Genomic DNA, 23,323 nt, shown 5'->3' on the forward strand with positions numbered 1-23,323 from the left:
GCGAACGAATCGGGTGTGCCGGACAGAGTGCACATAAATCGACCTTGCACGGCCGTTCGAGCCGTGCGTAGGCTCCGGTGACCGGGTTCTGCATTTATGCGGTCGTTATGACTGTGCGGGCGACCGCATAAACTGCCCGGCTGTCGAGCGGCGCGGTGTACGGACAATGGCCCTGCCTTGTTTTGTCAGCTCGCGTAAATGTCCCCGTAAAGAGCGTGCGGAAGTCTTTGCGGTACGGCGAAGCACGGCAGAGCCCAGGCTTTCCGTAAAACCCGATCCCCCACTGCATCACCGGTTGCGAGGCAGGCTCGTGAAGTTCATCGACATCTGCGACCTGGACGTCCGGCCCGGTCGGCTCACCGTATGGCGGCCCACCGAAGGCAGCGCTTCCCCGGACCACTGGGTCCCGGACCAGCGACCTGCCTCCTACCTCCAGGAAGCGCACCTCTTCGACGCGATGGTCTCCGCCGACACGGGAGACCGCGGGCCGTCCTGGCTCGCCACCGTCTTCGAACTGCCCGGTCCCCTCGACCACACGGCACTCGAAGCCGCCCTGCTCGGCTGGGTCGACCGGCACGAGTCGCTGCGCAGCAAGCTGGTACCGACCCGCGGCGAGGACGGCGGCCGGATGAGCCGCGCCACCCTGCGCCCCGGCACGGTGGCACTGCGCCGCGACGACCACGGCGACTTCGCCGACGGACGCGAACTCTGCGCCCGTATAGAGGACTTGCTCGACCGGGCCACCGACCCGCTGGCCTGGCCCTCGTTCGTCTTCGCGACCGTCGGGCACGCCGAGTCCACCACCGTGTACCTGGCCTTCGACCACCACAACGTCGACGGCTACTCGATCTTCCTCATGCCGCACGAGATCAGCGAGCTGTATACGGCCGCGCTGAACGGACGCAGCGCCGAACTCGGCGACGTCGGCAGCTACTTGGACTTCGCGGGCGCCGAACGCGAGGACGCCGCCCTGGTGCACAGCGGCCACGAGACCGTGCTGCGCTGGCGGGAGTTCGTCGAGGCCTCCGGCGGCCGGCTGCCCGAGTTCCCCGCCCCGGTCGCCCCTGACGGGGACGAGGTGGTCGCCCAGCGCGGCGGCATCACCTGGCTCCTCGACAACGACGGCGCCGAGGCCTTCAACACCGCCTGCAAGTCCCAGGGCGGCAACTTCGCCGCCGGCATCCTCTCCTGCCTCGCCCTCGCCGCGCGCGACATCGCGGGCCTGGAGGACTTCCGGGTGATGACGCCGTTCCACACCCGCAGCAAGTCCCAGTGGGAGCAGTCGCTCGGCTGGTACGTGGGGCTCGCGCCGGTGCACTTCCCGGTCGGCGCCGACGCCGCCTTCGGCGAGGTGATGAAGGAGGCGAACGCCGCGCTGCGCCGCGCCCGCCCGCTGGCCTCCGTACCCTTCGCGCGGATCACCGAACTCCTCGGCCTGCCGCTCGAACCGCGGTTCATGGTCTCGTACATGGACATCCGCTGGACCCCGGGCGCCGAGCAGTGGGCGGACTGGAACGCGGCCGCGCTGCGCAGCCGCCGGATGAACCCGCACGAGGTCTACCTCTGGATCATGCGCTCCCACGAGGGCGCCTATCTGAGCTACCGCTTCCCCGACACCGAACGTGGCCGGGAAGCCGTGCTCCCGTATCTGGCCGACATCGGCCGTCTCGCCCAGCAGGTCGCCGCACAGAACCCTCGTGGCAGCCGTGGAAAGGAACCCGCACCGTGCTGATGACCCCCCTGCCGGACTATGTCCCGCGCCCCGGTGAACTGGTGGAGTTCAAGGTCCCCGCCGATGCGGTCGCCGAGGCCGCCCAGGCCCCCGAGCACCCGGCCCCGCCCTCGTACGTGCAGGAGAACCACATCCTGCGCCGCCTCGCCAACAAGGCCGCGGGCCGCCCGCAGTCGCCCTGGCTCGGCATCGTCTTCGAACTGCCCGGCAAGCTGGACACCGGCGCCATGGCCACCGCATTGGAGAAGTGGGTGCTGCGCCACCGCACCCTGCTGACCTGGTTCTCCGCCAAGGAGGGCGCCGAGGGTGAGAAGCCGCTGCTCCAGCGCCGCGAGGTGCCCGCCGAGCTGGTCTCCGTGCAGGCCGTCGCGCTCGGTGAGCAGAGCGCGGACGCCATCCACACCCACATCACCGAGAGCTTCCGCGACCAGACCGATCCGCTTGTCTGGCCGCCGTTCACCGCGGGCGCCGTGGTGCGCGAGGACGACACCTCCACCGTCTTCTTCGCCGTCGACCACGCGCACACCGACGGCTTCTCGATGATCCTGGTCTTCGACGAGCTGCGCTCGCTCTACCAGGCCGAAGTCCTCGGTACGAAGGCCGAGTTGCCGGAGGTCGGCAGCTACGTCGACGCCTGCGTACTGGACCGTGAGCGGGCCGCCGGGATCAAGGCGGACTCGCCCGAGGTGAAGAGCTGGATCGACTTCTTCCTCGGTGGTCCGCTGCCGTCCTTCCCGCTCGACCTCGGCGTACCGCCCGGCGAGAGCCGCCCCAGCCTCTCCATCGAGCTGGACCTGCTCACCGCCGACGAGGCGGTCGCCTTCTCCGAGGCGTGCAAGGCGCACGGCGCCTCCTTCTCCGTCGGCCTGCTCACCGCGCTCGGCATCGCGGGCAGCGAACTCGCGGGCCGCCCCGGCTACCGCGGCCTCGCCGTGGTGCACACCCGCGACGAGCCCCGCTGGCAGTTCACCCAGGGCTGGTTCATCAACCTGGTCCCGGTCGCCTTCGACGTCACCGAGGACGGCGAGCCCCTCACCCTGGGCCGCATCCTGGCCGGAGCCAAGGCCTCCTACGCCGAGGCCCGCAAGCTGGCCATGGTCTCGCCGCTGCGCGTCGCCGAGCTGATACCCGGCGTCTCGCTGGGCGGCGACGCCTCCACCGTGCTGCCGATGCTCTCCTACATCGACCTGCGGCACGCGCCGGGCTCCCGCGACTGGGAGGCCGCCGACTGCAACGCCCTGGTCGGCCCCGGCCCGAGCAGCGAGGTCCCGGTCTGGATCAACCGCCTCTGGGACCGCACGTACCTCAAGACCCGCTACCCGGACACCCCCGAGGCCCGCCACAACGTGCCCCGGTACTTCGAACACCTCAAGCACGTGCTCGGGGAGATCGCCGCCACCGGCGACTACACGCTGAAGCCGCTCAAGCCGTAGCCGACGCGGCAGCACACCGGACACGTCCTAGGAACCAACTCGGCCGGAAAGGAAGGCGGTTGCCGTGCGCGTCGCCATGATCGACCGCTACCGTCCCGAGCCCGGACGGCTGGTGGAGTTCGTACGGTCCGCCGCGACCCGCGTCGCGGCGGACACGGCACCGGCCTCGCCGGTACCGCCCTCCTTCAACCAGCTCTTCCACGTGGCGACGGCCGACCGCGACCCGGACGGCCCCCGCCACTGGCTCTGCTTCGCCTTCGACCTCGCGGGCGAGGTGGATCTCGACGCGCTGCACAGGGCCTTCGAGCACTTCCTCGCCCGCCACGAGGCCCTGCGCAGCAGCTTCCGCGAGGCGCCGGGCGGGGCCGGTGCGGACGGCGGCGTCCAGCGGTTCGTCGTCCCCGCCGAGAAGTACGAGCTGGCGCGCGAGGACCACGGTGAGGCCGGCACCCCCGAGGCGCTGCGGGACCTGCTCGCCGCGCGCCTCGCGGTCCGCTGCCACCCGCTCGGCGACCCGCCGCACCTGCTGTCGGTCGTCCTGCGCCCCGGCTCGGCCACCGTCTTCTGCGGCTTCGACCACGGCAACATGGACGGCTACTCGCTCACCCTCGCCGTCCACGAACTCCACGAGAGCTACCGGGCGTTCGCCTCCGGCCGCACCCCCGAACTCCCGCCCACCGACAGCTTCGTGACGTACTGCGCCGAGGAACAGGCCACGCCGGCCGGCCCGCCGCCCGGCCGCGACCACCAACTCGTCGCGGGCTGGGCCGAGTTCTTCGAAGGCTGCGGCTCCACCCTGCCGTCCTTCCCCCTCGACCTCGGCCTGCCGCACGGCACCCGCGCCCCACAGGCCACCGATATCCGGGGGCTCCTGGACGTCGCCGAGGCCGACACCTTCGAGCAACGCTGCCGCGCCGCCGGCGGCACCTTCTTCACCGGCGCCCTCACCGCCCTCGCCGTGGCCGCCCGACGTCTCGGCGCCACCGGCGGCATCCGCCTGTGCACCCCGATGCACACGCGGTACGAGGACCGGTGGCGGCACTCGATGGGGTGGTTCACGACGGTCGCACCGCTGACCCTGGACGGGGACGGGGACGGGGACGGGGACGGCAGCGGGGACAGGGATGTCGCCGGTGGTGCGGGAGGCGCGGGCGGGGCGGTGGCGGGTGCGGCTCGTACCAAGTCGGCCTTCGCCGCGGCCCGTCGCCTCGCCGAGGTGCCGGTGGCACAGGTCCTGCCCGCGCTCGGCGACAGTGTGCGGCGCGAGAAGGACGACGTGTTCATGGCCTCGTACATCGACTACCGGGCCTTCCCCGGCAGCGAGCGGCACGTGGAATTCAACGCCCACCACGTCGCCAGCGTCACCACCACGGACAACGTGCAGTTCTGGTTCACGCGTACGCACGAGGGGCTGTTCCTGCGCTCCAGGTACCCGGCGACGGAACGGGCCACAGTGGTGGTCCGGGAGTTCGTGGAGACGGTGGGGGCGGTGTTGCGGGAGGACTGCCGGGAGTAGTCCGGTTGGTGGGTTGGTGCGTCGGTGCGTCGGTGCGTCGGTGCGGCGGTCAGTCGTGAGGCTGAGCCGGTCGCCGCACGGCCGGGGCTGCGAAGGGGAACGCCCGGCGGTAGTCGCTCGGCGAGACTCCGACCTGCTTGAGGAAGTGGTGGCGGAGGTTGTTCGCGGTGCCGAGGCCGCTCAGTTCGCCGATCCTCTCGACCGGGAGGTCGGTGGATTCCAGCAACATACGGGCCCGTCCCAGCCGTTGTTCCAGGAGCCACCGAAGGGGAGTCGTTCCGGTGGCCGCGTGCAGGCGCCGGTAGAACGTCCGGGGACTCATCGCCGCACGGCGAGCCAACTCCTCGACGGTCAACGGCTGTTGGAGATGCGCGCGAGCCCATTCGAGTACGGGTGCGAGCCCCCGGTCGTCCGTCTCAGGCACCGAGAGATCGATGAACTGCGCCTGGCCGCCCGGACGGTGGGCCGGTACCACCATCCGCCGCGCGAGCTGGTTGGCGACATGTGCGCCGAGGTCGCGCCGCACCAGATGCAGGCACAGGTCGAGCCCGGCGGTGAGCCCCGCGCTGGTGAGTACGTCGCCGTCGTCCACGTACAGCACCGAGTCGTCCACCTCGACCTTCGGGTACCGCTCGGCCAGCTGCGCGGTGTGCATCCAATGAGCCGTCGCACGCCGCCCGTTGAGCAGCCCGGCCTCGGCGAGCGCGAAGGCGCCGGTGCACAGGGAGACCATGCGGGCACCCGCGTCACTCGCCTCGCGCAGGGCCGCGATCAGGGCCTCGGGCAGCGGTGCGCCTTCCTCCACGCACGCGTCGGGTACGGAGGGCACGATCACCGTGTCGGCGTCGGCGAGGTCGCCGAGCCCGTAACTCGTGCGTAGCGACAGGCCGGTTGGCGAGGCGGGGGCGCCGAGCCGTGCGTCGTCCGGTGCGCCGTCCGGCGTCTGCTCCTCGGTGCCGCACAGCCGCAACTCGTACCAGGGATCGGCCAGATCGGGCTGCGGCTTGCCGAAGACGGTGCACGGAATGCTCAACTCGTAGAGATCCCAGGACGGTACGGCCACGTCCTCGGGTACGACGACGGCGACGGATCCGGCACTCATGCTCTCCCCTCACTCCTCATGCTCTGCACGCCTGTGGCGCTCCGCATGCTCCCCCTGCTCCCGCATCGTATGGCAGGAATTTGGTGGTGGCCGTCACCGGTGTCACTGTCCCGGTCCATCGGGCGCTGCGAACGTGATCACCGCGCGAACGATCAACGCGCAGTGATCCAGAAGGAGTTGCACATGACCGGCGACCGACAGGCCGTGACCGTACTGGGCCTCGGTTCGATGGGCTCGGCGCTTGCCGCCGCCCTGATCGAGCGGGGCCATCCGGTCACCGTGTGGAACCGCTCGGCCGCCAAGGCGCGGCCGCTGGTCGACCGCGGTGCCCGGTCGGCCGCCACCCCCGAGGAGGCGATCGCGGCGAGCCCGCTGGTCCTCGCCTGCGTACTCGACTACGACGCGCTGTACTCCGTCCTCGACCCCGCCGCCTCCGCTCTCGCGGGCAAGGCCCTGGTCAACCTCACCTCCGGCGCGCCGGAGCAGGCCCACGAGGCCGTCACCTGGGCCCGCCGCCACGGTGTCGACTACCTCGACGGCGCGATCATGACCACCCCGCCCGGCGTAGGCAGCCCCGAGATGATGTTCCTCTACAGCGGCTCACCCACCCTCTTCGAAACCCACCGCCCGACCCTCGCGGCCCTGGGCGACCCGCTGTTCCTGGGCACCGACCCGGGCCTGGCCTCCCTCTACGACGCGGCGCTCCTCGGCCTGATGTGGTCGACCATGACCGGCTGGCTGCACGGCACCGCACTGGTCGGCGCGGACCGGACCCCGGCCACCGAGTTCACCCTCGTCGCGGTCCGCTGGCTGACGGCGGTGGCGGGGTTCCTGACCACCTACGCACCTCAGGTGGACGCGGGCCGTTACCCCGGCGACGACGCCACCGTCGACATCCAGATCACCGCCATCGGCCACCTCATCCACGCCGCCGCCAACCGGGGCGTCGACAACGCCCTGCCCGAACTGCTGCGGACCGCGATGCGGAAGGCGAAGGCCGCGGGACACGGCTCCGACAGTTTCGCCAGTGTGATCGAGGTGCTGCGGGGCGGGCCGGGGGAGGGCACGTGAGGAGGTCCTGAAGCGTCCTGCGCGAGGCTCGTGAGGGGGAGCGAGGGAGGTCTTGAAGGGGTTCCGGTGGCCGGACGGGCCTGGCGGGCAGGACGGCCGACCATCGGGTCAGGGCCTGGTGGGAGCGGGAAACCGCAGGATATGACGGGTTGTCAGTGCTGCCCCCTACTGTTCCCCGCATGGAAGCAACCACCCAGTTAGAGCGCACCCTGCGCGAGCGTCCGGACGACGATTCGGCCTGGGGTGCGTACGGCACCAGACTCCGCGAACAGGGCGACGCCCGGGGCGATTTGATACGTCTCGAACAGCGCCTCGGGCATCTGCCGCCCGCGGACCGCGCCGCGCTTCAGAGCCGGATCGAGGAACTCGTCGCGGAGCACGGCAAGAGCTGGGACGCCGAGCTGCCCGACGGCGTGAGCGTCCCCGTGCGCCGCCACGGCTTCCCCGTCAAGGTCGCCGTGGACTGGCAGGAGGGCGCCCCCGCCCTGGTCGAACAGGCACTGCGCGGCCGCTTCGTGACCGGCCTGCGGATCCGCTCCGGCGAGATCGAGGACGACGCGGACGACTGGTACGAGGACGAGGACGGATTCGACGAGGACGGCATGCCGCTGCCTCAACCCCCGCTCGACGTACCGGGACTGGCCCAGCTCGACCTCGGCGACCTCACCGAGCTGGACCTGGCCTACTTCCGCGTCGGCGACCCGGGCGCCGAGGCCCTCGCCGCCGCCTCCTGCGCGGGCCGGATCACCACGCTCGACCTGCGCTACACCGGGCTCGGGGACACCGGCATCGCCGCCCTGGCCGCCTCCCCCCACTTCCGCGCGATACGGCGGCTGCACCTCCAGCACAACCAGCTCACCGCCGAGGGCGTCCGCGCACTGGCGGGCTTCGCCCACCTCACCGAACTCGACCTGCGCTACAACCGGATAGGCGAGGAGGGAGCGCGGGCCCTGGCCGAAGCGCCGTTCGCCCCGTCCCTCACGCGGCTGCTGCTGCACCGCAGCGACGTCACCGCTGCCGGAGCGCGCGTCCTCGCGCATGCCCCGCATCTCCCGTCCGCCCTGCGCAGCTTCTGGAGGAGCGTGTGAGCGCCGAACTCCGCGACCGATTCTTCGCCCTCTCGGCCGGTGAGGCCTCTGCCGAGGACGTCGCCCGCTATCGCGCCGAAGTCGACGCCACCGACACCGCACCCGCCGCGACTCTCGACGGCCTCGCGGTCTGCTGGCACCCCACCGCCCGCTTCAAGGCGGTGCGTTACGTCGACGCCGAACGGATCGACGCCGCCGTACGCGACCACTTCGCCCGCGCGGGCGAGGCGGCGCCGCACCTGGCGGCCGTCTTCGTCGACCCGCGCGAACTGTCCTTCCGCACCTTCGAGAACATCGTCCCGCTGGACCGCTGGTTCCAGGGCACCGAGCTGCCACTCGCCCTCGGCGAACCGGAGAAGCTCACCGACGGCGCGTACACCGCCCGCCTGCGCCTGCCCGAGGCGGCCCGCGCCCGGCTCGAAGGCCTCGACACCCTGAACCTGTACGTCCCGCCGCTCAACTCCGGCACCCGGGGCGGCGAACGCTACATCTTCCACTCGGCCCTGCTCGCCGAGGCCCTGACCGCTGCGGTCGGCGAAGCCCTGCCCAAGGAACTGCTCGACGGCTTCTCGCACGTCAACCCGGTCTTCCGCTGCAACCGCTTCGAACCCGGCGACAGCAACTTCCACCGCCACCGCGACACCCCGTACTACGACGCCGCGCGCGGCCAGGTGTCCCGCTACACGGTGCTGCTCTACCTGACGGGCGGCGCGGGCGACTCCGGTGACCCCGTACTCGACCTGACAGGCGGCGCCGCACTCACCGAGATCGGGGACTTCACCTGTGTCGTCTTCGACCAGAAGTACGAGCACGAGGGGGCGCCGTTCACCGACGGCCGCAAGGTCTTCCTGCGCACCGAACTGATCTTCACCGACCCCGAGGTCACCCACGACCCCGAGATCGGCGCCCTGTTCAGCAAGGCCTGCTACCTCACCGGCGAAAGCCTCTTCGCCCCCGAACTGGCCCGCCACGCCGACGCCTACTACAACCGGGTCGCCGCCGCCCACTGGTCCGGCCTGAGCGAAGGCGCCACCCAACAGCCTTACGTCCACAAGCAGTTCAAGGGCGTGCACTTCCTCGCGAACGGCTTCGACTTCTGGTTCCCCAAGAGCGAGTCCCTCGCCCTCACCGAATGCGCGGCACTCACTCTCCTCGACTACTTCAACTGCAAGATCGGCGACTCGGCCTTCCGCGACCTGTGCGAGACCGAGGTGATCGAGGCCGCGGACGAGGCGTGGATCCCTGGCTTCCTCAAGGAGAAGTCGGTTACCCGCGGCGCCGGTTCACCGGCCGTCGCCGCCTTCGACAAGTCACTCCTCTTCCCCGAGTCGGAGGAGGAGAACAGCGCCTGCTGCCCGTTCCACTCCTGGGGCGAGTTCGACGCCACCCGCTTCGACGAGATCGTCGACCTGAACGAACGGGCCCAGAGCTTCACCAAGTCGCACATCATGCCCGCGCCGATCCTGATGCTCGGTGAGGACGTCGTCCTCGACCCGGACAAGTTCCTGGTCCGGGGCAACCAGATCCACATCCTCGGCAAGGAGTCGCTGACCCCGGTCAACTTCGCCGCCTGCTGGAACTCCGGCGGCTACCCGGCCAACTACATCGACGTCGCGGCCACCGTCGACACGGCCCACTTCCTGGTCCCCCCGATCCTCTTCACCGAGACCGAGGACCACTACCACCTGCGCTTCGACTTCTTCCGCAACACCTGGACGAAGCACCAGCAGTCCCGCGTCCCGGTCCCCATGATCCGCGACGTGACCGACATGGACTTCGACCCCGACGACTACGACTCCGACGTAACCCCCGACGAGGCCTACCCCTGGATGACCGCCGTCGACCCCGCCCTGATCAAGGGCGGCTCCGACGATCATCCGAAGCCCTGGTGGGCGGACGGGGATCCGCTGGTCGACGAACTCTACGCGGAGTACTCGGAGTTCGAGGAGGAGATGGAGGACCGGTACTACGACGAGGAGGAGGACGAGGACGACGACGGGGGCGAGGACGACGGCGAGCAGTCGGATGAGGGCGCGGATGAGGACTCGGAAGAGGGGGATGACGGTGTCGGACGGGACGAGGGTGACGAGGACGTTGACGGAGTCGGGGGCGGGAATGCGGACGGGGGAGAGCAACTAGCTCGGTCGTGAGCTGAGCGGCGGGCTTCTGTGGACCGGGGGCTTCCCGGTTCACGGAGGTCGGCCGGGAGGTCGGATGCGTGCACCCCGGTTGCCTTTGTTGCGTGGGTAGTTGGGGCGCACGCAACGGGTGGCAAGAACGCGAAGCTCGGTTCCACTACGCGGGCAGGGGCCAGGACGGGCCGTCGGGAGCACCGATCCACACGTGTTGTGTGTGGTCGGGCGTGACCGACATGCCGAAGGCGGACTGGTCGGGTGCTCCTGCCTGGTGCCATGTGGAGACGGCGGCTTCGACTTGGTCCCAGAGCCGTAGCGGCCCGTGCTGATGCACGATCCACGTCCGGCCGTGAGCTTCTGTCCACGCCTGGGATCCGGTGGCGACGTCCACCAGGAGCACTCCGTCTCCGGTCGTCATCAGCTCAGCCGAGGGGGCGGCCAATTGGGCCACGAACCTTCCGGTCCAATTCTCCAGCTCATGAGGGTCGATGAAGCATTCACGGGCTGTCCCGTAGTGCTGGAAGCAGGCGGCACAGGGCGGCCGCTCATGGGGTCGGGCCAACATGTAGGACACCTGGTCGCCCGTGAAACGGCCGGACGCACCGCCGTCCTCGCTCAGGGTCAGGCGGACCAGCCCGGACGCGAGCATCCACCCGCTGATGGTGGTGGTGAGGGTCCCGCCCTCGCGGACCTGCGTCATCCAGGAGAAGGGAACGGTCCGCACGGCGCAGGTGGCTACGAGGGCGTCGTACGGGGCTCTCGGCCGGTGCCCGAGAAGCCCGTCCCCGATCACGAGGGTCGGCGCGTATCCGCATTCTCGGAGAGCGGCGGCGGCACGGTCGGCCACGTCCCGGTCGTACTCGACGGAGGTGATGCGCTCGGACCCGAGGCGATGGCACAACACAGCGGTGGAATACCCGGTCCCGGTGCCGATCTCCAGCACCCTGTCTCTCTCGCTGATGCCTGCCTCTTCGAGCATCCGGACGACGAGCGACGGCAGCGTGGACGACGACGTAGGGCTGCCGGACACAGGCGCGCCCGTGGCGTCGGCGTGGACGCCTTCGACCTGCGTGACCCACGTCTGATCGCCGTAGACCATCCGAAGCCATGCGTCCTCGTCGGTGTCGCCACGTCGCACCGGCTCCCAGGCGGTGCCATCCGGCCGGAAGACGGCGGAACCGAGAAACACCTCCCGGGGAACGGACTCGACTGCCGCCCGCCATCCCGGCTCGGTCAGTGATCCGCTCGCGGTGATGTGCTCGGCAAGCGCGCGCCGCAACGCCGCGGGGTCGGTTGTCATGCTCGCTCTCCTGCGTACTCCAGCTGGTCGGCAAGGGCTGTGGTGATGGGCTGGCAGATGGGGTCCGGAAACCAGGCCCATTGACCGTTCGGGTTGCACTCGTACAGCCACCATCGGCCATCGGTGCCGAGGCCGAAGTCGAACGCTCCGTAGACGAGCCCGAAGGCGTCGAGATAGGAGCGCACGCCCTGGGCCACGTCGGTCGGCGTCTCGATCGCGGTGTAGGACAGTGAGTCGTAGTGGCGCCGCCAGTCCACGCCCGGCGATCCGTCGATGCGAACGGCGAACTGCTGATCAGCCACAGCCGTCAGCCGTATGTCAGCTGTCTTCCGCACTCGCTGCTGGAACAGGTGCGCCGTTCGCGATACTCCGGCGTCGATGGTGTCAGGGGCGACGTCCTCGATCCATACCGTGGCGGCGCGCGCGTCGACACCGGTGAAGTCGCTGTTCCAGAGCGGCTTGTAGATCACCGGCGCATACTCGCAGGCGTACTCGCGGGCGCGGGCGGGGTCGTTGGTGATCAGGGTCGGCGGCACGTTGAGCCCACAGCGTGCCGCCATCGCGAGCTGGGTCGGCTTGTACTCGGCATCCCGGTTCCGCCAGGGGTGATTGAGGTAGTGCGCGCGGGGGAGCGCCGCCAGAACACCGCCGAGCCCGTAGCGGGCCTGATCCGCACACCAGCGCGCGCCCTGTCGGTTCAGCCCGGACGCGGACGAGTACGGACTGGGGCGACGCCAGTAGACGGAGCGCACCGCGCTGAGTTCGACAATGCGGCTCCGCGTGCGCAGCGTGCCGCCCATACCCGAGCCGTCGAACGTGGCGCCAACCGTCACGTCCGTGGGGAAGTCGCCCGGGTCGAGACGGGCGACGGGTACATCACGCCGGTTCAGCTCTTCGATCACCAGATCCGCCGTCACGTCGTCCAGGCGCGTGACGACGAGCACGGTAGGTCCGGCTTCCCTGCCGCACATCAGTCACTGTCTCCCTGCTGATCGCTGCCCTGATCGGAGTTGCCGTCCAGGCTGGTCCGCGTGTTCGTCTCCTTCGACGTTTCCGACCTCTTGTGCCTGTCCCATGCCGGGAGCGTGGCGCCGTCCTCGGTGAGCCATCGGCCGGTCTGCGTCTCGGGGTCCAGGACGACGAGGGCCGCCGGTACAACCGCACTGCTTGGGAAGGGCTTCATCCGGCGGACTCCCCACGGGGTGTCCTTCGTGGCCACTGCCATGCGTGATCTTCCTTTCGTGGCGGGACGTTCTCGGGCGGAGCGACAATCCGGCGCTGGGCCGGACAGAGGGTGAAAGGGCCGTGCGTTCAGCGGGAACGGGGCATCTCTCCTGGCGTGGGTCATCGCGCCGCCACGTCGGCCCACACCGCTTTGCCGAACGGGATGTCGTACGTGCCCCATTGCCCGGGACACAGGGCGTCGAGGATGAGCAGACCGCGCCCGCGCTCTCGGGTGTCCGACGCGGGTCGAGTGCGCGGTCGGCGCCGTACGGGGTCGTGCACTTCGATGCGGGTTCGTGTGGCGTTGGCGTCGAGGACGACACGGACAGAGTCGCCTGGCTCGGTGCCGTAGCGGATGGCGTTGGTGACCAGTTCGCTGGTGACGAGGATGACGGTGTCGATGTGATCCGTGTCCGCCGCCGGTGCGTGATGGGCCAGGAACTTATCCGTGAACTGGCGGGCTCTTCTCACGGATTCGGAAGCGCCAGGGAGCACCAGGACTGACGGCGGGCCGACTTGATGTAGGCAACGGGCATGCTTGCGGGCGAACGAATGCTCAGCCGACTGCGGTTCTTGAGGCGGAGGCCTCAACCCTTCACGTTGCAAGACCGGTGTGCTCGATGCGACTTGAGGCATCGTGCCGTGCGGTTTCACACCCTGCTCCCTCCCGCACGCTTGGTGCGCGTGTCGGCACTCTCAGCTATCGGATGCCTAAGAGCGTGATCTCAACGCACGGCCATAGCTAGCCGGAAAACCTCCTCAAACAGAGCTCGGCAGGTTTCAACAGCGGTGGGGCTGTTCCTAGAAACCACATCAAGGGCAGTGCGGCTGCGCTGTTCGTGCCGCATAGGAGGGGTAGCAGTTCTAACGTCGGTGCAAGAGCTGACTGACCACACCAGCGAGGAGGCACAGTGTTCACGCTTCTCCGTAAGCTGCTCGACCAGCGTGAGTGGCGCGATCGCGAAACCTTCTGCACGCACTTCGAAAGAGCTGCCCGCCGCTTGGCCGAGCTTGAAGGAAATCCGTCGTTAGCGACGCTCGCCCCGTCCAAGGCCACATTCGAGAACTGGTACTACGGCAAGCACCGTCCGCAGCGAGATGCCCGGCGAGTGCTGATCCACATGTTCGGCTACAGCATCGAGCGATTGTGGAGCGAGCCGGAGGACGAACCTTCACCTGTCTCCGACGCGATGTTCAGTTCCCCTATCCAAGAGGCCTCCGCCGACGTCGGCATGGGGCTGAACGAGATGAAAAGGACGGGTGCCATGGCTGCACGCCGCGCAATCGACTTCGCCCTCGGGGCAGAACGCTGTCACGTCGGGGACGAGGCGATGGGGTTCCTTACGGACGAGGTGAAGCGCCTGGTCGATGATTACCCGCGGGTCCCTCTCTCCACGATCTGGGCCGATCTCGCCAGTGCCCAGGAGGATGCGTTCCGGCTCCTGGAAGGTGGCCGGGCTCGGCCCTCGCAACTGCGGGATCTCAACTTCATCGCGGCGGTGCTGTCCTTCCTCATGGCCAAGGGCTCCCACGACTTGGGCGACCCGAAGGCTGCCATGGCGCAGGCCCGCACTGCCGCTTTCTGTGCGAGGCATGCGGAACACAGCGGTCTCATCGCCATGGTGGACGGGCTGAAGTCTCTGATCGCCTACTGGGCCAACCGCCCTGAGGATGCACTGCACTTCGCTCGGCAGGGCTCGGTCGCTGCCGCAGACCGACGAGGAACCGTGGGCATTTGGCTCCAAGGACTCCAGGCACGGGCAGCTGCACTCCTCGGCGATGAGGAGACGGCAGCCGCTGCGCGTCGACGAGCAGTGGACCTGCGCGAACAGGTCCAGTTCGATGACCTCGACGCCTATGGCGGACTTCTCACGCACTCCGTCATGAAGCAGGCGTACTACATGGTCGAAGCCGAGGTGCTGCTCCAGAACGGGGGTTCGGCCCTCTGTTCTCAGGCAGAGGCTGCCGTTGCCGGATTCAGCGATCGGACCGCGCCCGACTGGGCTTTCGGAGACGAGGCGGGTTCCCGCTGCAATCTCGCCCTGACCAGGCTCTTCTCTGACGATCTGGATGGTGCGGCCGACGCCGTACGGCCTGTTCTCGACCTCCCTGCCGGGCTCCGCAACAACGGAATCGTCGTCTCGGTTCATCGTGTTCGTGACGTGCTTGCGAAGGGCACCATGAGCAGTGCGGCCCTCGCTGTTGACCTCCGGCAGGAGATCCAGACCTACAGCCCTCCCAGGCCTGCGCTCTCATAGCGGCAACACGATAGGTTGCCAAACCGTGCACCCAGTGAACCGAGCGAGCAGCCGTCTGCTGCTGCGTGAGCTGACGACGGACGACGTGGACGCCGTGTTCGCGGTCTACGGAAGCCCGGAGGCGACGGAGCACCTGTCCTTCGAGCCGAGATCGGTCTCCGAAGTACGCGACATCGTCTCCCGTTCCATCGCCTCGTCCCGTGCCGTTCCCCGAAGCGAGTACGCGCTGGCCGTCGTAAGGCGAGACGCGGACGAGATCATCGGGGCGGACGAGGTCATCGGGTTCGGCAGGTTGGCCACCGATCCTCATCAACCGTCGGGGGCCACGATGGGGTTCGCGCTGCGTCCCGAGGTGTGGCGGGCCGGGTACGGCCTGGAGACGGTTCGGCTGCTGCTCGGACTCGCCTTCGACGACTTGGGCCTGCACCGCGTCTGGGGCGCTCGCTCACCGGCCAACGTGGCCTCGGCCGTGACCATGAACCGGGCAGGGATGGTGGAGGAGGGGCGTATTCGCGAGCACGTACAGAAGGGCGGGGTGTGGCGCGATTCGGTGGTGCACTCGATCCTGGAGCGTGAGTGGGCGGCACGGTAATCCGTGCCGTCCCACCGTGTGCCTGACTCGTCCGCCGGCCAGATGTCACTCGACGCGGGCGAGCCCTGCCAGGTCCCCGCGGTGTTCTTCGTCCACCTCGATGCGTACCGCGCGGGCGCCGGTGTGCCGGTGGATTGCCTGCGCCGCGCGTGAAGCGGCGTCGAGGAGCGATACGCCGTGGGTGACGCAGTGCGACTCCGAGGGGCCGGTGCCGCCCCAGGTGACACCGATGGACCCGTTGGCGTAGTCGCCGAGGTCTTCGCCGAGCCGGGCGAAGGGCTCGGTGTCCCACTCGGTGAGCGTGCGGTCGAGGACGAGGGTGAACTCCCAGCGAGGCATGGCGTCGACGGCACGTTGCTCATCCGCCGTGAGTTCGGCGACGGCTCGCTCCACGTCCGCGTCCGGCCGTGCTTCGAGCATCCACTTGATCAGCATGGCGTGGATATTGCGGCTGGTGGCCGAGTTGATCTCGATGTCGAACTGCTCGCGGCGGTACTTGGGGAGCGCCGCGCGAACGGCGGGGATCGTGTCGGGCACGTCGGGTGTGGTCACCGGGTTCCTCCTAGTTCCTAGTGCTTGTGGCTGCGTACGAACCGTGCGATGCGCTTGGCGGCGTCGTCGGCGCTGCGGGGCGTGCAGTTGACGGTTTCCCTGCCGCCGCAGGTACAGCAGATGACGTAGCCCCAGACGTGCCCATTGTGGACTTCCTTGACCTCGAACCCGGCTTTCCGAGCGGTCTTGAGTTCCTTCTCGATCTGCTTCTTCTGGTGCGGGCTCACCGGTCCCCTCCCGGTCAGACGGCGACGGAGCCATGGGCGTGCATCCCTCAATGGCGCAGAGTCAGTTGCTGTACACCGAGAGTAGCGAGTCGACGAGGGCGGACATGTACTCGATTCCGTTTCTGTCCGGCGGAGCTCCCCGGAAGGAGTCCAGTACTCGGCTGTCGGCCGACGACCGGATGTCGTTGCCCTGGACCCGTCTGCCTGAGCGCAGTACGTATTCGCCCTGCATGCCATCAGGCACGGCAGTTCGTCGGGTACATGGCCCGGGAGCCGGGTTGCGAAGGGGAGGGCAGCTGCCGGTTCCATGGCGATGCGGCGCAAGAAGCAGGTGTCTGGCGGGATTTGGGCGCGTACTCCCTCCTCGACGGGGGTCAGCAATTCAGGAGCTCTAGGATCGCCAGCATGGCGCTGATCGCGAGTGACGTGGACCGGTTCGAGGCTGCCAGGCCCCGGCTGGAGGCCATCGCCTACCGGCTGCTCGGTTCGGCGAGTGAGGCGGAGGACGCGGTGCAGGAGACGTTCCTGCGCTGGCAGGCGGCCGACGTCGGGCGGATCGAGGTGCCCGAGGCCTGGTTGACGAAGGTGCTCACCAACTTCTGCCTCAATCAGCTCACTTCGGCGCGCGCCCGCCGGGAGACGTACGTGGGTGCGTGGCTGCCCGAGCCGCTGCTCGCCGGGGACCCGATGCTCGGTCCCGCCGACACGGCCGAGCAGCGGGAGTCGGTGTCGTACGCCGTTCTCGTACTGCTTGAGCGGTTGTCGCCCAACGAGCGGGCGGTGTACGTGCTGCGTGAGGCCTTCGACTACCCGCACCGGGAGATCGCCGAGATACTCGACATCACCGAGGCCGCGAGCCAGCAGATCTTCCACCGGGCCAAGAAGCACGTCGCGGACGGCAAGTCGCGCACCCGGATCGACGAGGCCGCCGCACAGCGGATCGTCGAGGAGTTCCTGGCCGCGGCGACCAGCGGCCACACCGAACCCCTCGTACGGCTGCTCACCGAGGACGCCGTGTCGTTCGGTGACGGCGGCGGCAAGGTCCCGGCTCGCGCGCGAGTGGTCCAGGGCGCGCTCGCGGTCGCCGGCTTCCTGCGCGGTGTTTTCCAGCCGAGCGACGCCAAGCGGGCCGTTATCGGCGGGGCACCGGGGTTCTATGCCGCGATCGTCAACGGTGGGGCCGCCGCGGTGGCGGTCGTGGACGGCGTCGTCGTCGGCATCACCTGCCTGGACGTCACCGCGGACGGCATCGCCGCGGTCCGCAACCAGGTCAACCCCGACAAGCTCGTCCGCGCGACCGAACGGTGGGCGGCCGCGGATCACCGGGAGCCCCCGCTCTACACCCTGTGACGCCTTGCCGGTTGGGGCCTTCCTGATCGGCGTCTTCCGATCGACGTCTTCCGATCGGGGTCGTCGGGATCGACGACCGCCCCCGGCGGCCTTCCGCGCGGCGACCCGCTTCCACGCGGCGTCCCCCTCGCCGTCCCTCCTCCGGCTCACCGTCCCTCTTCCGAGTGGCTCCCCGCCGACCGTCGCCCGTCCGGCTCGCTATGACGTGCTTCACACCCCGACCCTGTCAGGAAACGCCGGGCCGTCCGGTTCAAGGGGCGAAACCGCGCACGACAACGGCGGTAACCGCGCAGTCAGGAGCAGGCACATGAAGCACCGCATCGTCGTCCTCGGAGCCGGATACACCGGAGCCGTCGCCGCCGGCCGCCTCGCCAGGCGGCTGCACCGCGAGGACGTCACCCTCACCCTCGTCAACGCCGAACCCGACTTCGTCGAGCGCGTCCGGATGCACCAGCTCGCGGTCGGCCAGGAGCTCAGGCCCCGGCCGTTCAGCGAGATCCTGGCGGGTACGGGCGTGGAGCTGAAGCTCGCGAAGGTCAGCTCCGTGGACGTGGATCGCAAGACGGTCACGCTCACCGCCGTGAGGGGCTCCGAGCAGGCGGAATCGGGTGAGCCGGGTGAGCCGGGTGAGCCGGGTGAGCCCGAGGAGCTGGCGTACGACACTCTCGTCTACGCCCTCGGCAGCGGCTGGAACGACCAGGGTGTGCCCGGCACCGCCGAGTACGCCCACCAGCTCGCGAGCCGTCCCGGCGCGCTCCGCCTGCGGGAACGTCTGGCCGGGCTGGACGCCGCCGGGCGCGTGGTCGTGGTCGGTGGCGGGCTGACCGGTCTGGAGGCCGCGACCGAGATCGCCGAGGCCCGGCCGGACCTCGACGTCGCACTGGCCGCGCACGGCGCCCTCGGCGACTGGCTCTCCGAGAAGGGCCGCGCCCACCTGCGGAAGGTGGTGGCCGAACTCGGCATCACGGTCCACGAGCACACCGCGGTCACCGCCGTGGAGGCGGACGGCGTGACGACGGCCGACGGCTCGGCCATTCCCGCCGAGGTCACGGTCTGGACCGCCGGGTTCGCCGTCCACCCGATCGCCCGCGCCACCACGCTGGAGGTCACCGACCGTGGCCGGATCGTGGTCGACCCCACGATGCGTTCGGTCTCGCATCCGGACGTGTACGCCGTGGGCGACGCGGCCCTGGCGATGGGCCCGGGCGGCAAGCCCCTGCGGATGTCCTGCGCCTCGGGCGTACCGATGGCCTGGCAGGCCGCCGACGCCATCGCCGCCCGGCTCGCGGACACCAAGATCCCCCGGGTCTCCGTCCGTTACTTCCAGCAGTGCATCTCCCTCGGCCGCAAGGAGGGGCTGATCCAGTTCGTCACCGCCGACGACCGCGCGGTCGACAGGGCTCTGACGGGGCGGGTGGCCGTCCTCTACAAGGAGTTGATCTGCAAGGGCGCGGCCTGGGGTGTGGCCAATCCGACGGCGGGGATTCCGTCCCGGCGCCGACGTGTCGTACGGCAGGACGCCGGGACCGGCAGCGGTAGCGAGGCACGGGTGCGGGCGACCGTCTGACCTCGGCGCTCGGCGAACCGGCTGTTCCGGCGGCACGGAGCCGACGGACTCTCACGGAGCCGACGGACCCTCACGGGACCGTCGGCTTCGGCCGTCCAGCACCGTCGCGAGGCACGTCGACAGACACCGTCGACAGCACGGGCGAATGAACCTCCGCGGACTTTCTGTTATCCGGTCCTGCCTGCGCGGTCTCCGAGTAGTGAGGGCACACCCGTAACGAAGGAGACCTCATGACATCGCGCCGCCCCACCCGCGCAGTCGCAGAAGCCCCCGCCTCCTCCCGCCTCGCCGTACCGCCGACGCGCGGACGCGCCACCGTCTCCCTGCTCGCCGCCGCCGGGGTCGTGGCCCTGACGGCCGCCGCGTTCCCGGTCACGGCCTCGGCCGCCGACCCCGGTGAGGCCGCCGCGAAGGAGACCGACCGGCATGCCGTCGTTCTCGTCGACTTCCGCAACAAGAAGTTGGCGGACCCCGAGAAGGCCCACCAGGACGCGGCGCGGAACTTCTTCGGCCCCACCGACTCTCTCGCCACGTACTACGCGGAGAACTCGGACGGCCGGATGTCGGTGGTCCCCGCCGAAGGGGACGGTGTCTTCGGCCCGTTCACCCTGGACATGGACGACTCGGCCGCCTGCGACAACGACAAGATGGCCGAGCTGGCCCGTAAGGCGATAGCCGGGGTGGCCTTTGACCACGTCTCGATCGTGATGAACTCCGACCACTGCGAGGGGTGGTGGGGACTGGCGAGCATGCCGGGCGAGAACAGCTGGTTCCACGAGGGCGCGGTCGCGGACAAGGCGGCGATCTTCCACGAGTTCGGCCACAACCTCGGGTTCGCGCACCAGGAGCGGCAGATCTGTACGCGGGGCAGCTTCACCCGGTGCCGCACCGACGAGTACAGCCAGCGCACCCCGATGGGCGGGGGCGGCGAGAAGAAGGGCCTGAGCGCCCCCGAACTGCTGTCCCGGAAGTGGCTGAGCAAGGCGCAGACGGCCACCCCGAAGTCCACCGGCACCGTCCGGCTCACTCCCGTGCACGCCGCGGGCAGCTCCGGGACCCGCGCGATCGACCTGCCGCTGGGCAAGAGCGGTGACCGGATCGTCGTGGAGTACCGCAACAAGGACGCCGCCACGCCGGACGTCGACACCCCGCGCGGCGTGAACGTCTACCGGGTGCCCAAGGGCGAGTACAACAAGGCGGTCCTGATCGGCGACCGTGCGCGGGCCGGCAAGAGCGACACGGCCTCGCTGCCCGTGGGCAAGACCCTCTCCGACTCCGCGTCCAGGATCTCCGTCCAGGTGCGCAAGGCCACTGCCGGAGGGGCCGAGGTACGGGTCCAGCTCGGCGGCAAGGCGCCCGCGAAGGACGCCGCCGCTCCGGCCGCCCCGTCGACGAAGCCGGAGAACCCCGCCGGTGAGCACGGAAAGGGCGGTCCGGGCGAGGACGACCGTTCCGCGATCGGCGACGTGCCTTCCCCGGCCGCGGCTCCGGCCGCGCAGGGCCAGCGCGAGAGCGGGGACGGCGACGGCGACCTCGCCTCCACCGGCGCCCAGGTCACCGGCGCGGCCGTCCTCGGCACCGGTCTGCTCCTCGCCGGAGCCCTGCTGATGCGCCGCCGCCGCACCGCCGCCGCGCACCGCAGGCACTGAGACCCGCCCGGTGCGGGCACCCCCCCTCTCCCGCATCGGGCCGGAAGGCGCCGAGGGCCGGTACTCCGCCGCACGGAGCAACACCGGCCCTCGGCGCGCACCGACGCCTTCGTAAAGCAATAACTGGTCAACGGGTAGCCGATGCAGGCGAGTTGGCATCCAACTGGGGCGGGGGTGTTCTCGCCTTAAGTGAATCGACCCCAGATCTCCATGAGTTGACCTCTAGCCAGGACGAATTGCCTTCCCGGCAGGGTGAGTTACAGGGCGAGTTGGAGAACTCGGCGCCCTACCGCGCCTCCCAGTCCGTGTTCGCCCCGCACACCACCAGGCACGGAAGTTCGCCGGGCACATGGCCCGCGAGCCAGGCGGCGAAGGGGAGGGCGGCGGCCGGTTCGGCGGCGATACGGAACTCCTCCCAGAGGCGGTCGCGGGCGGCGAGGATCTGCTTGTCGTCGACGAGGGTGAGCAGGGGAGAGCGGGCCGCGAGAATCGCGTACGGGAGGTCGCCGATCCGGCTGGCGCCCAGTGCGGAGGCGGCGGCCGAGCCCGTGTCGACGGGCGAATCGACGGGATGTCCGGCGGCCAGGGCGTCGTGCAGCGAACGGCAGCCCTCGGGTTCGACGACCACCGTGCGGCGGCCCCCGGCCGCGAGCGCGGTGCCCGCTGCCAGCCCGCCCCCGCCCGCGGCGACGGCCACCGTGTCGACCTCCGGCCGGTCCGCCACGATCTCGGCCATCAGCGTGCCCTGGCCCGCCACCACCTGCGGCTCGTCGTACGGGTGCACGAAGCGGTGCCCCGGCCGTGCGGCGAACTCCTGCGCCGGTACGGCCGCTTCGGCGAAGTGACCGCCCCGACGTTCCAGCCGCGCGCCCATGGACTCGATACGGCGTGCCTTGCCCGACGGGGTGCTGGTGGGCACGAAAACGGTGGCCGCCATCCCGAGTCGCGCGGCGGCGGTGGCCACCGCGAGACCGTGATTACCGCCCGACGCGGTCACGATGTGCTCGTCCCGGCCCCCGGAGAGCAGCGCGTTCAGCGCGCCGCGCAGCTTGAACGAGCCGCTGAGCTGAAGGTGCTCCAGCTTCAACAGCGCACGGCGCCCGTCGACTTCGACCTCCAGGAGCGGGGTGCGCCGCGCGTACGGCCGGATGCGGTCGGCGGCGCGGACGACGTCGGCGGGGGTCACATCCGTGAGGTCCGCGGGGGTGACGTCCATGAGGTCCGTGGAGCTGGGGAGGGAGTCGTGGCCGGGGCCCGTGCCGGGGACGGGGACGGGGGCGGTACCAGGGCGGGGAGCAGAGCTCGAAGCGGTCATGCGCTCCATGCTTCGCCTGCAGCTCCCTTCAGCACAAGTAATGATTCTTTGCCTGCCATCAAGTTTGCTAACCACCTGTCTCCTACGATGGTGGTGTGAACGCCGAGCTTCCTGTCCCGTCCGCTGGTGCTGGTGCTGGTGCTGGTGCTGGTGCTGGTGCCGTCCGGCTGGATGCGAATCGCGTCCGGGTGCTTGTGGAGGTGGCGCACGCCGGGTCGATCGCGCAGGCCGCTCGCGCGCTGGCGTTCACGCCCTCGGCGCTGTCCCAGCAGCTGTCGAAGCTGGAGAAGGAGGTCGGCACCCAGCTCCTGGACCGCGGTGCGTCCGGCGTCACGCTCACCCCGGCCGGGGCAGTGCTCGTGGCCCATGGCGAACGGGTGCTCGGCGAGCTGCGGGACGCCTGGAACGCGGTACGGGAGGTCGCGGGCGCGGGACCGCAGCGCCTGTCCCTCGGCGCCTTCGCCACCGCCGCCAAGGAACTGGTACCCGGCGCCCTGCGCGCCCTCCAACGACGCCACCCCCAGGCCGAGTTGACCCTCGTCGACATCGAACCCCCGGACGGCTACGGCCTGGTGTCCTCCGGCGAACTGGACCTCCTGGTCACCCACCGCTACCCGGGCCTGCCCGCCGTACCCCACCCGGGCCTGGAACGGCGCCCGTTGCTCCAGGACCCGTTGAACCTGGTCCTGCCGGAAGGACACCCGCTGGGCGCCCGCGCCCTCTCGCGCCAGGGAATCGCGCTGAGCGCACTGGCGGCGGATACCTGGATCGCGGGCGCCGAGGGCGTACCCAACCGGTCGCTCCTGAACCGGCTGGCACGGGACGCGAACCTCGAACTCCACGTGGCCTACGAGTCCGCCGACTACCACGTGATCTCGGCGCTGGTCGCCGCAGGCCTCGGCGTCGCCCTCGTCCCCGCCACGGCACTCGGCCGCACCCCGCCCTCCGGCCTCGTCGTGGGGAGCCTGCGCGGCCTGCGCCCCGCCCGCGAGATCAGCGTGCTGCACCGCAGGACACCTTCGGTGCTCACCCGTGAGTTCGTCGGGCTCCTCGAGGAGGCAGCGGGGGAGGCGGCCGGGGCGCAAGTCCCGCGTGCGGCCCCGTAGTTCCGGCGCGCGGAGGCTTGACGGCACTCGCCGACAGCGGCACGCCGTGGCCCTGCGCCGTGGCGGCCCCACGCCCCGGCCGCCGGGACAGTGGGGCCGACCCCCG

Annotated in this window: 20 protein-coding genes; 12 read left to right on the forward strand and 8 right to left on the reverse strand. The window is 70.0% G+C overall.

Translation table 11 applies throughout. The features are described 5' to 3' along the window. Positions 1-310: 310 nt before the first annotated feature. The 3 genes from HUT18_RS19350 to HUT18_RS19360 all read left to right on the forward strand — a co-directional run bounded on the left by HUT18_RS19350 (position 311) and on the right by HUT18_RS19360 (position 4,681). Positions 311-1,732, forward strand: coding sequence for a condensation domain-containing protein (locus HUT18_RS19350; protein ID WP_176101873.1), 1,422 nt, complete (start codon positions 311-313; stop codon positions 1,730-1,732). Beyond that, a complete protein-coding gene (locus tag HUT18_RS19355; protein WP_254879052.1) occupies positions 1,732-3,165 on the forward strand; it encodes a condensation domain-containing protein in 1,434 nt (477 codons plus the stop codon). Before HUT18_RS19350 ends, HUT18_RS19355 begins: the two co-directional genes overlap by 1 nt. Before the next feature lie 64 nt (positions 3,166-3,229). Next, a complete protein-coding gene (locus HUT18_RS19360; protein ID WP_176101875.1) occupies positions 3,230-4,681 on the forward strand; it encodes a condensation domain-containing protein in 1,452 nt (483 codons plus the stop codon). A gap of 49 nt (positions 4,682-4,730) precedes the next feature. On the opposite strand, the gene HUT18_RS19365 is transcribed toward HUT18_RS19360, so the two are convergent. Beyond that, positions 4,731-5,783: a GlxA family transcriptional regulator gene (locus HUT18_RS19365; RefSeq protein WP_176101876.1), complete on the reverse strand. Its 1,053-nt coding sequence runs from the start codon at positions 5,781-5,783 to the stop codon at positions 4,731-4,733. 183 nt (positions 5,784-5,966) lie between these two features. Here HUT18_RS19365 and HUT18_RS19370 point away from each other — a divergent pair, with 183 nt between their 5' ends. The 3 genes from HUT18_RS19370 (at position 5,967) to HUT18_RS19380 (ending at position 10,092) form a co-directional block, all read left to right on the forward strand. Then, entirely contained in the window at positions 5,967-6,854 is an 888-nt protein-coding gene (locus tag HUT18_RS19370; protein ID WP_176101877.1) for an NAD(P)-dependent oxidoreductase, read from the forward strand. A gap of 179 nt (positions 6,855-7,033) precedes the next feature. After that, positions 7,034-7,942: a hypothetical protein gene (locus HUT18_RS19375; RefSeq protein ID WP_176101878.1), complete on the forward strand. Its 909-nt coding sequence runs from the start codon at positions 7,034-7,036 to the stop codon at positions 7,940-7,942. Continuing rightward, the gene (locus tag HUT18_RS19380) at positions 7,939-10,092 is read left to right on the forward strand and encodes a 2OG-Fe(II) oxygenase (RefSeq protein ID WP_176101879.1); all 2,154 of its coding nucleotides are present in this window, start codon (positions 7,939-7,941) and stop codon (positions 10,090-10,092) included. The genes HUT18_RS19375 and HUT18_RS19380 overlap by 4 nt, the downstream gene beginning before the upstream one ends. Positions 10,093-10,237: 145 nt before the next feature. On the opposite strand, the gene tgmC is transcribed toward HUT18_RS19380, so the two are convergent. From tgmC to HUT18_RS19400, 4 genes are all read right to left on the reverse strand, one after another. Further along, complete coding sequence (gene tgmC / locus HUT18_RS19385) at positions 10,238-11,377, reverse strand: ATP-grasp peptide maturase system methyltransferase (RefSeq protein ID WP_176101880.1); 1,140 nt, start codon at positions 11,375-11,377, stop codon at positions 10,238-10,240. Next, positions 11,374-12,321 (reverse strand): ATP-grasp ribosomal peptide maturase, encoded by a 948-nt coding sequence (gene tgmB / locus HUT18_RS19390; RefSeq protein WP_368661543.1) that lies wholly within the window; start codon positions 12,319-12,321, stop codon positions 11,374-11,376. Before tgmB ends, tgmC begins: the two co-directional genes overlap by 4 nt. Positions 12,322-12,347: 26 nt before the next feature. After that, positions 12,348-12,602, reverse strand: a complete 255-nt coding sequence (tgmA, locus tag HUT18_RS19395) for a putative ATP-grasp-modified RiPP (protein ID WP_176101882.1) — start codon at positions 12,600-12,602, stop codon at positions 12,348-12,350. Between the two features lie 119 nt (positions 12,603-12,721). Then, positions 12,722-13,096 carry an ATP-binding protein gene (locus HUT18_RS19400; RefSeq protein WP_254878702.1) on the reverse strand — a complete coding sequence of 125 codons (375 nt, stop codon included), beginning with the start codon at positions 13,094-13,096 and terminating at the stop codon, positions 12,722-12,724. Between the two features lie 416 nt (positions 13,097-13,512). Between HUT18_RS19400 and HUT18_RS19405 the strand changes: the two genes are divergently transcribed. Both HUT18_RS19405 and HUT18_RS19410 read left to right on the forward strand, forming a co-directional pair. After that, positions 13,513-14,859, forward strand: coding sequence for a hypothetical protein (locus HUT18_RS19405; RefSeq protein WP_254878703.1), 1,347 nt, complete (start codon positions 13,513-13,515; stop codon positions 14,857-14,859). 25 nt (positions 14,860-14,884) lie between these two features. Next, positions 14,885-15,451, forward strand: coding sequence for a GNAT family N-acetyltransferase (locus HUT18_RS19410; RefSeq protein ID WP_176101883.1), 567 nt, complete (start codon positions 14,885-14,887; stop codon positions 15,449-15,451). A gap of 45 nt (positions 15,452-15,496) precedes the next feature. Here HUT18_RS19410 and HUT18_RS19415 read toward each other — a convergent pair whose 3' ends face one another. Both HUT18_RS19415 and HUT18_RS19420 read right to left on the reverse strand, forming a co-directional pair. Beyond that, a complete protein-coding gene (locus HUT18_RS19415) occupies positions 15,497-16,003 on the reverse strand; it encodes a hypothetical protein (protein ID WP_176101884.1) in 507 nt (168 codons plus the stop codon). Between the two features lie 17 nt (positions 16,004-16,020). Beyond that, on the reverse strand, positions 16,021-16,230 hold the full coding sequence (locus HUT18_RS19420) for a hypothetical protein (protein ID WP_176101885.1): 210 nt from the start codon (positions 16,228-16,230) through the stop codon (positions 16,021-16,023). Positions 16,231-16,635: 405 nt separating this feature from the next. Between HUT18_RS19420 and sigJ the strand changes: the two genes are divergently transcribed. From sigJ to HUT18_RS19435, 3 genes are all read left to right on the forward strand, one after another. After that, on the forward strand, positions 16,636-17,580 hold the full coding sequence (sigJ, locus tag HUT18_RS19425; RefSeq protein WP_176101886.1) for an RNA polymerase sigma factor SigJ: 945 nt from the start codon (positions 16,636-16,638) through the stop codon (positions 17,578-17,580). A gap of 307 nt (positions 17,581-17,887) precedes the next feature. Next, complete coding sequence (locus HUT18_RS19430; RefSeq protein WP_176101887.1) at positions 17,888-19,147, forward strand: NAD(P)/FAD-dependent oxidoreductase; 1,260 nt, start codon at positions 17,888-17,890, stop codon at positions 19,145-19,147. Between the two features lie 230 nt (positions 19,148-19,377). Beyond that, on the forward strand, positions 19,378-20,796 hold the full coding sequence (locus HUT18_RS19435; RefSeq protein ID WP_176101888.1) for an LPXTG cell wall anchor domain-containing protein: 1,419 nt from the start codon (positions 19,378-19,380) through the stop codon (positions 20,794-20,796). 286 nt (positions 20,797-21,082) lie between these two features. Here HUT18_RS19435 and HUT18_RS19440 read toward each other — a convergent pair whose 3' ends face one another. After that, positions 21,083-22,111 carry a serine/threonine dehydratase gene (locus HUT18_RS19440; RefSeq protein WP_254878704.1) on the reverse strand — a complete coding sequence of 343 codons (1,029 nt, stop codon included), beginning with the start codon at positions 22,109-22,111 and terminating at the stop codon, positions 21,083-21,085. 188 nt (positions 22,112-22,299) lie between these two features. Here HUT18_RS19440 and HUT18_RS19445 point away from each other — a divergent pair, with 188 nt between their 5' ends. Continuing rightward, positions 22,300-23,217 (forward strand): LysR family transcriptional regulator, encoded by a 918-nt coding sequence (locus HUT18_RS19445; protein WP_217710505.1) that lies wholly within the window; start codon positions 22,300-22,302, stop codon positions 23,215-23,217. Positions 23,218-23,323: the final 106 nt, after the last annotated feature.

The organism is Streptomyces sp. NA04227 (genome assembly GCF_013364195.1).
Taxonomy (GTDB): domain Bacteria; phylum Actinomycetota; class Actinomycetes; order Streptomycetales; family Streptomycetaceae; genus Streptomyces.

What these genes read in the sequence shown, in the direction of transcription:
- HUT18_RS19355 (WP_254879052.1), top strand. Translation starts at nt 1,732, where the DNA reads ATGACCCCCCTGCCGGACTATGTCCCGCGCCCCGGTGAACTGGTGGAG.
- HUT18_RS19365 (WP_176101876.1), bottom strand. Translation starts at nt 5,783, where the DNA reads ATGAGTGCCGGATCCGTCGCCGTCGTCGTACCCGAGGACGTGGCCGTA.
- HUT18_RS19370 (WP_176101877.1), top strand. Translation starts at nt 5,967, where the DNA reads ATGACCGGCGACCGACAGGCCGTGACCGTACTGGGCCTCGGTTCGATG.
- HUT18_RS19375 (WP_176101878.1), top strand. Translation starts at nt 7,034, where the DNA reads ATGGAAGCAACCACCCAGTTAGAGCGCACCCTGCGCGAGCGTCCGGAC.
- tgmC (WP_176101880.1), bottom strand. Translation starts at nt 11,377, where the DNA reads ATGACAACCGACCCCGCGGCGTTGCGGCGCGCGCTTGCCGAGCACATC.
- tgmA (WP_176101882.1), bottom strand. Translation starts at nt 12,602, where the DNA reads ATGGCAGTGGCCACGAAGGACACCCCGTGGGGAGTCCGCCGGATGAAG.
- sigJ (WP_176101886.1), top strand. Translation starts at nt 16,636, where the DNA reads ATGGCGCTGATCGCGAGTGACGTGGACCGGTTCGAGGCTGCCAGGCCC.
- HUT18_RS19430 (WP_176101887.1), top strand. Translation starts at nt 17,888, where the DNA reads ATGAAGCACCGCATCGTCGTCCTCGGAGCCGGATACACCGGAGCCGTC.
- HUT18_RS19435 (WP_176101888.1), top strand. Translation starts at nt 19,378, where the DNA reads ATGACATCGCGCCGCCCCACCCGCGCAGTCGCAGAAGCCCCCGCCTCC.
- HUT18_RS19440 (WP_254878704.1), bottom strand. Translation starts at nt 22,111, where the DNA reads ATGACCGCTTCGAGCTCTGCTCCCCGCCCTGGTACCGCCCCCGTCCCC.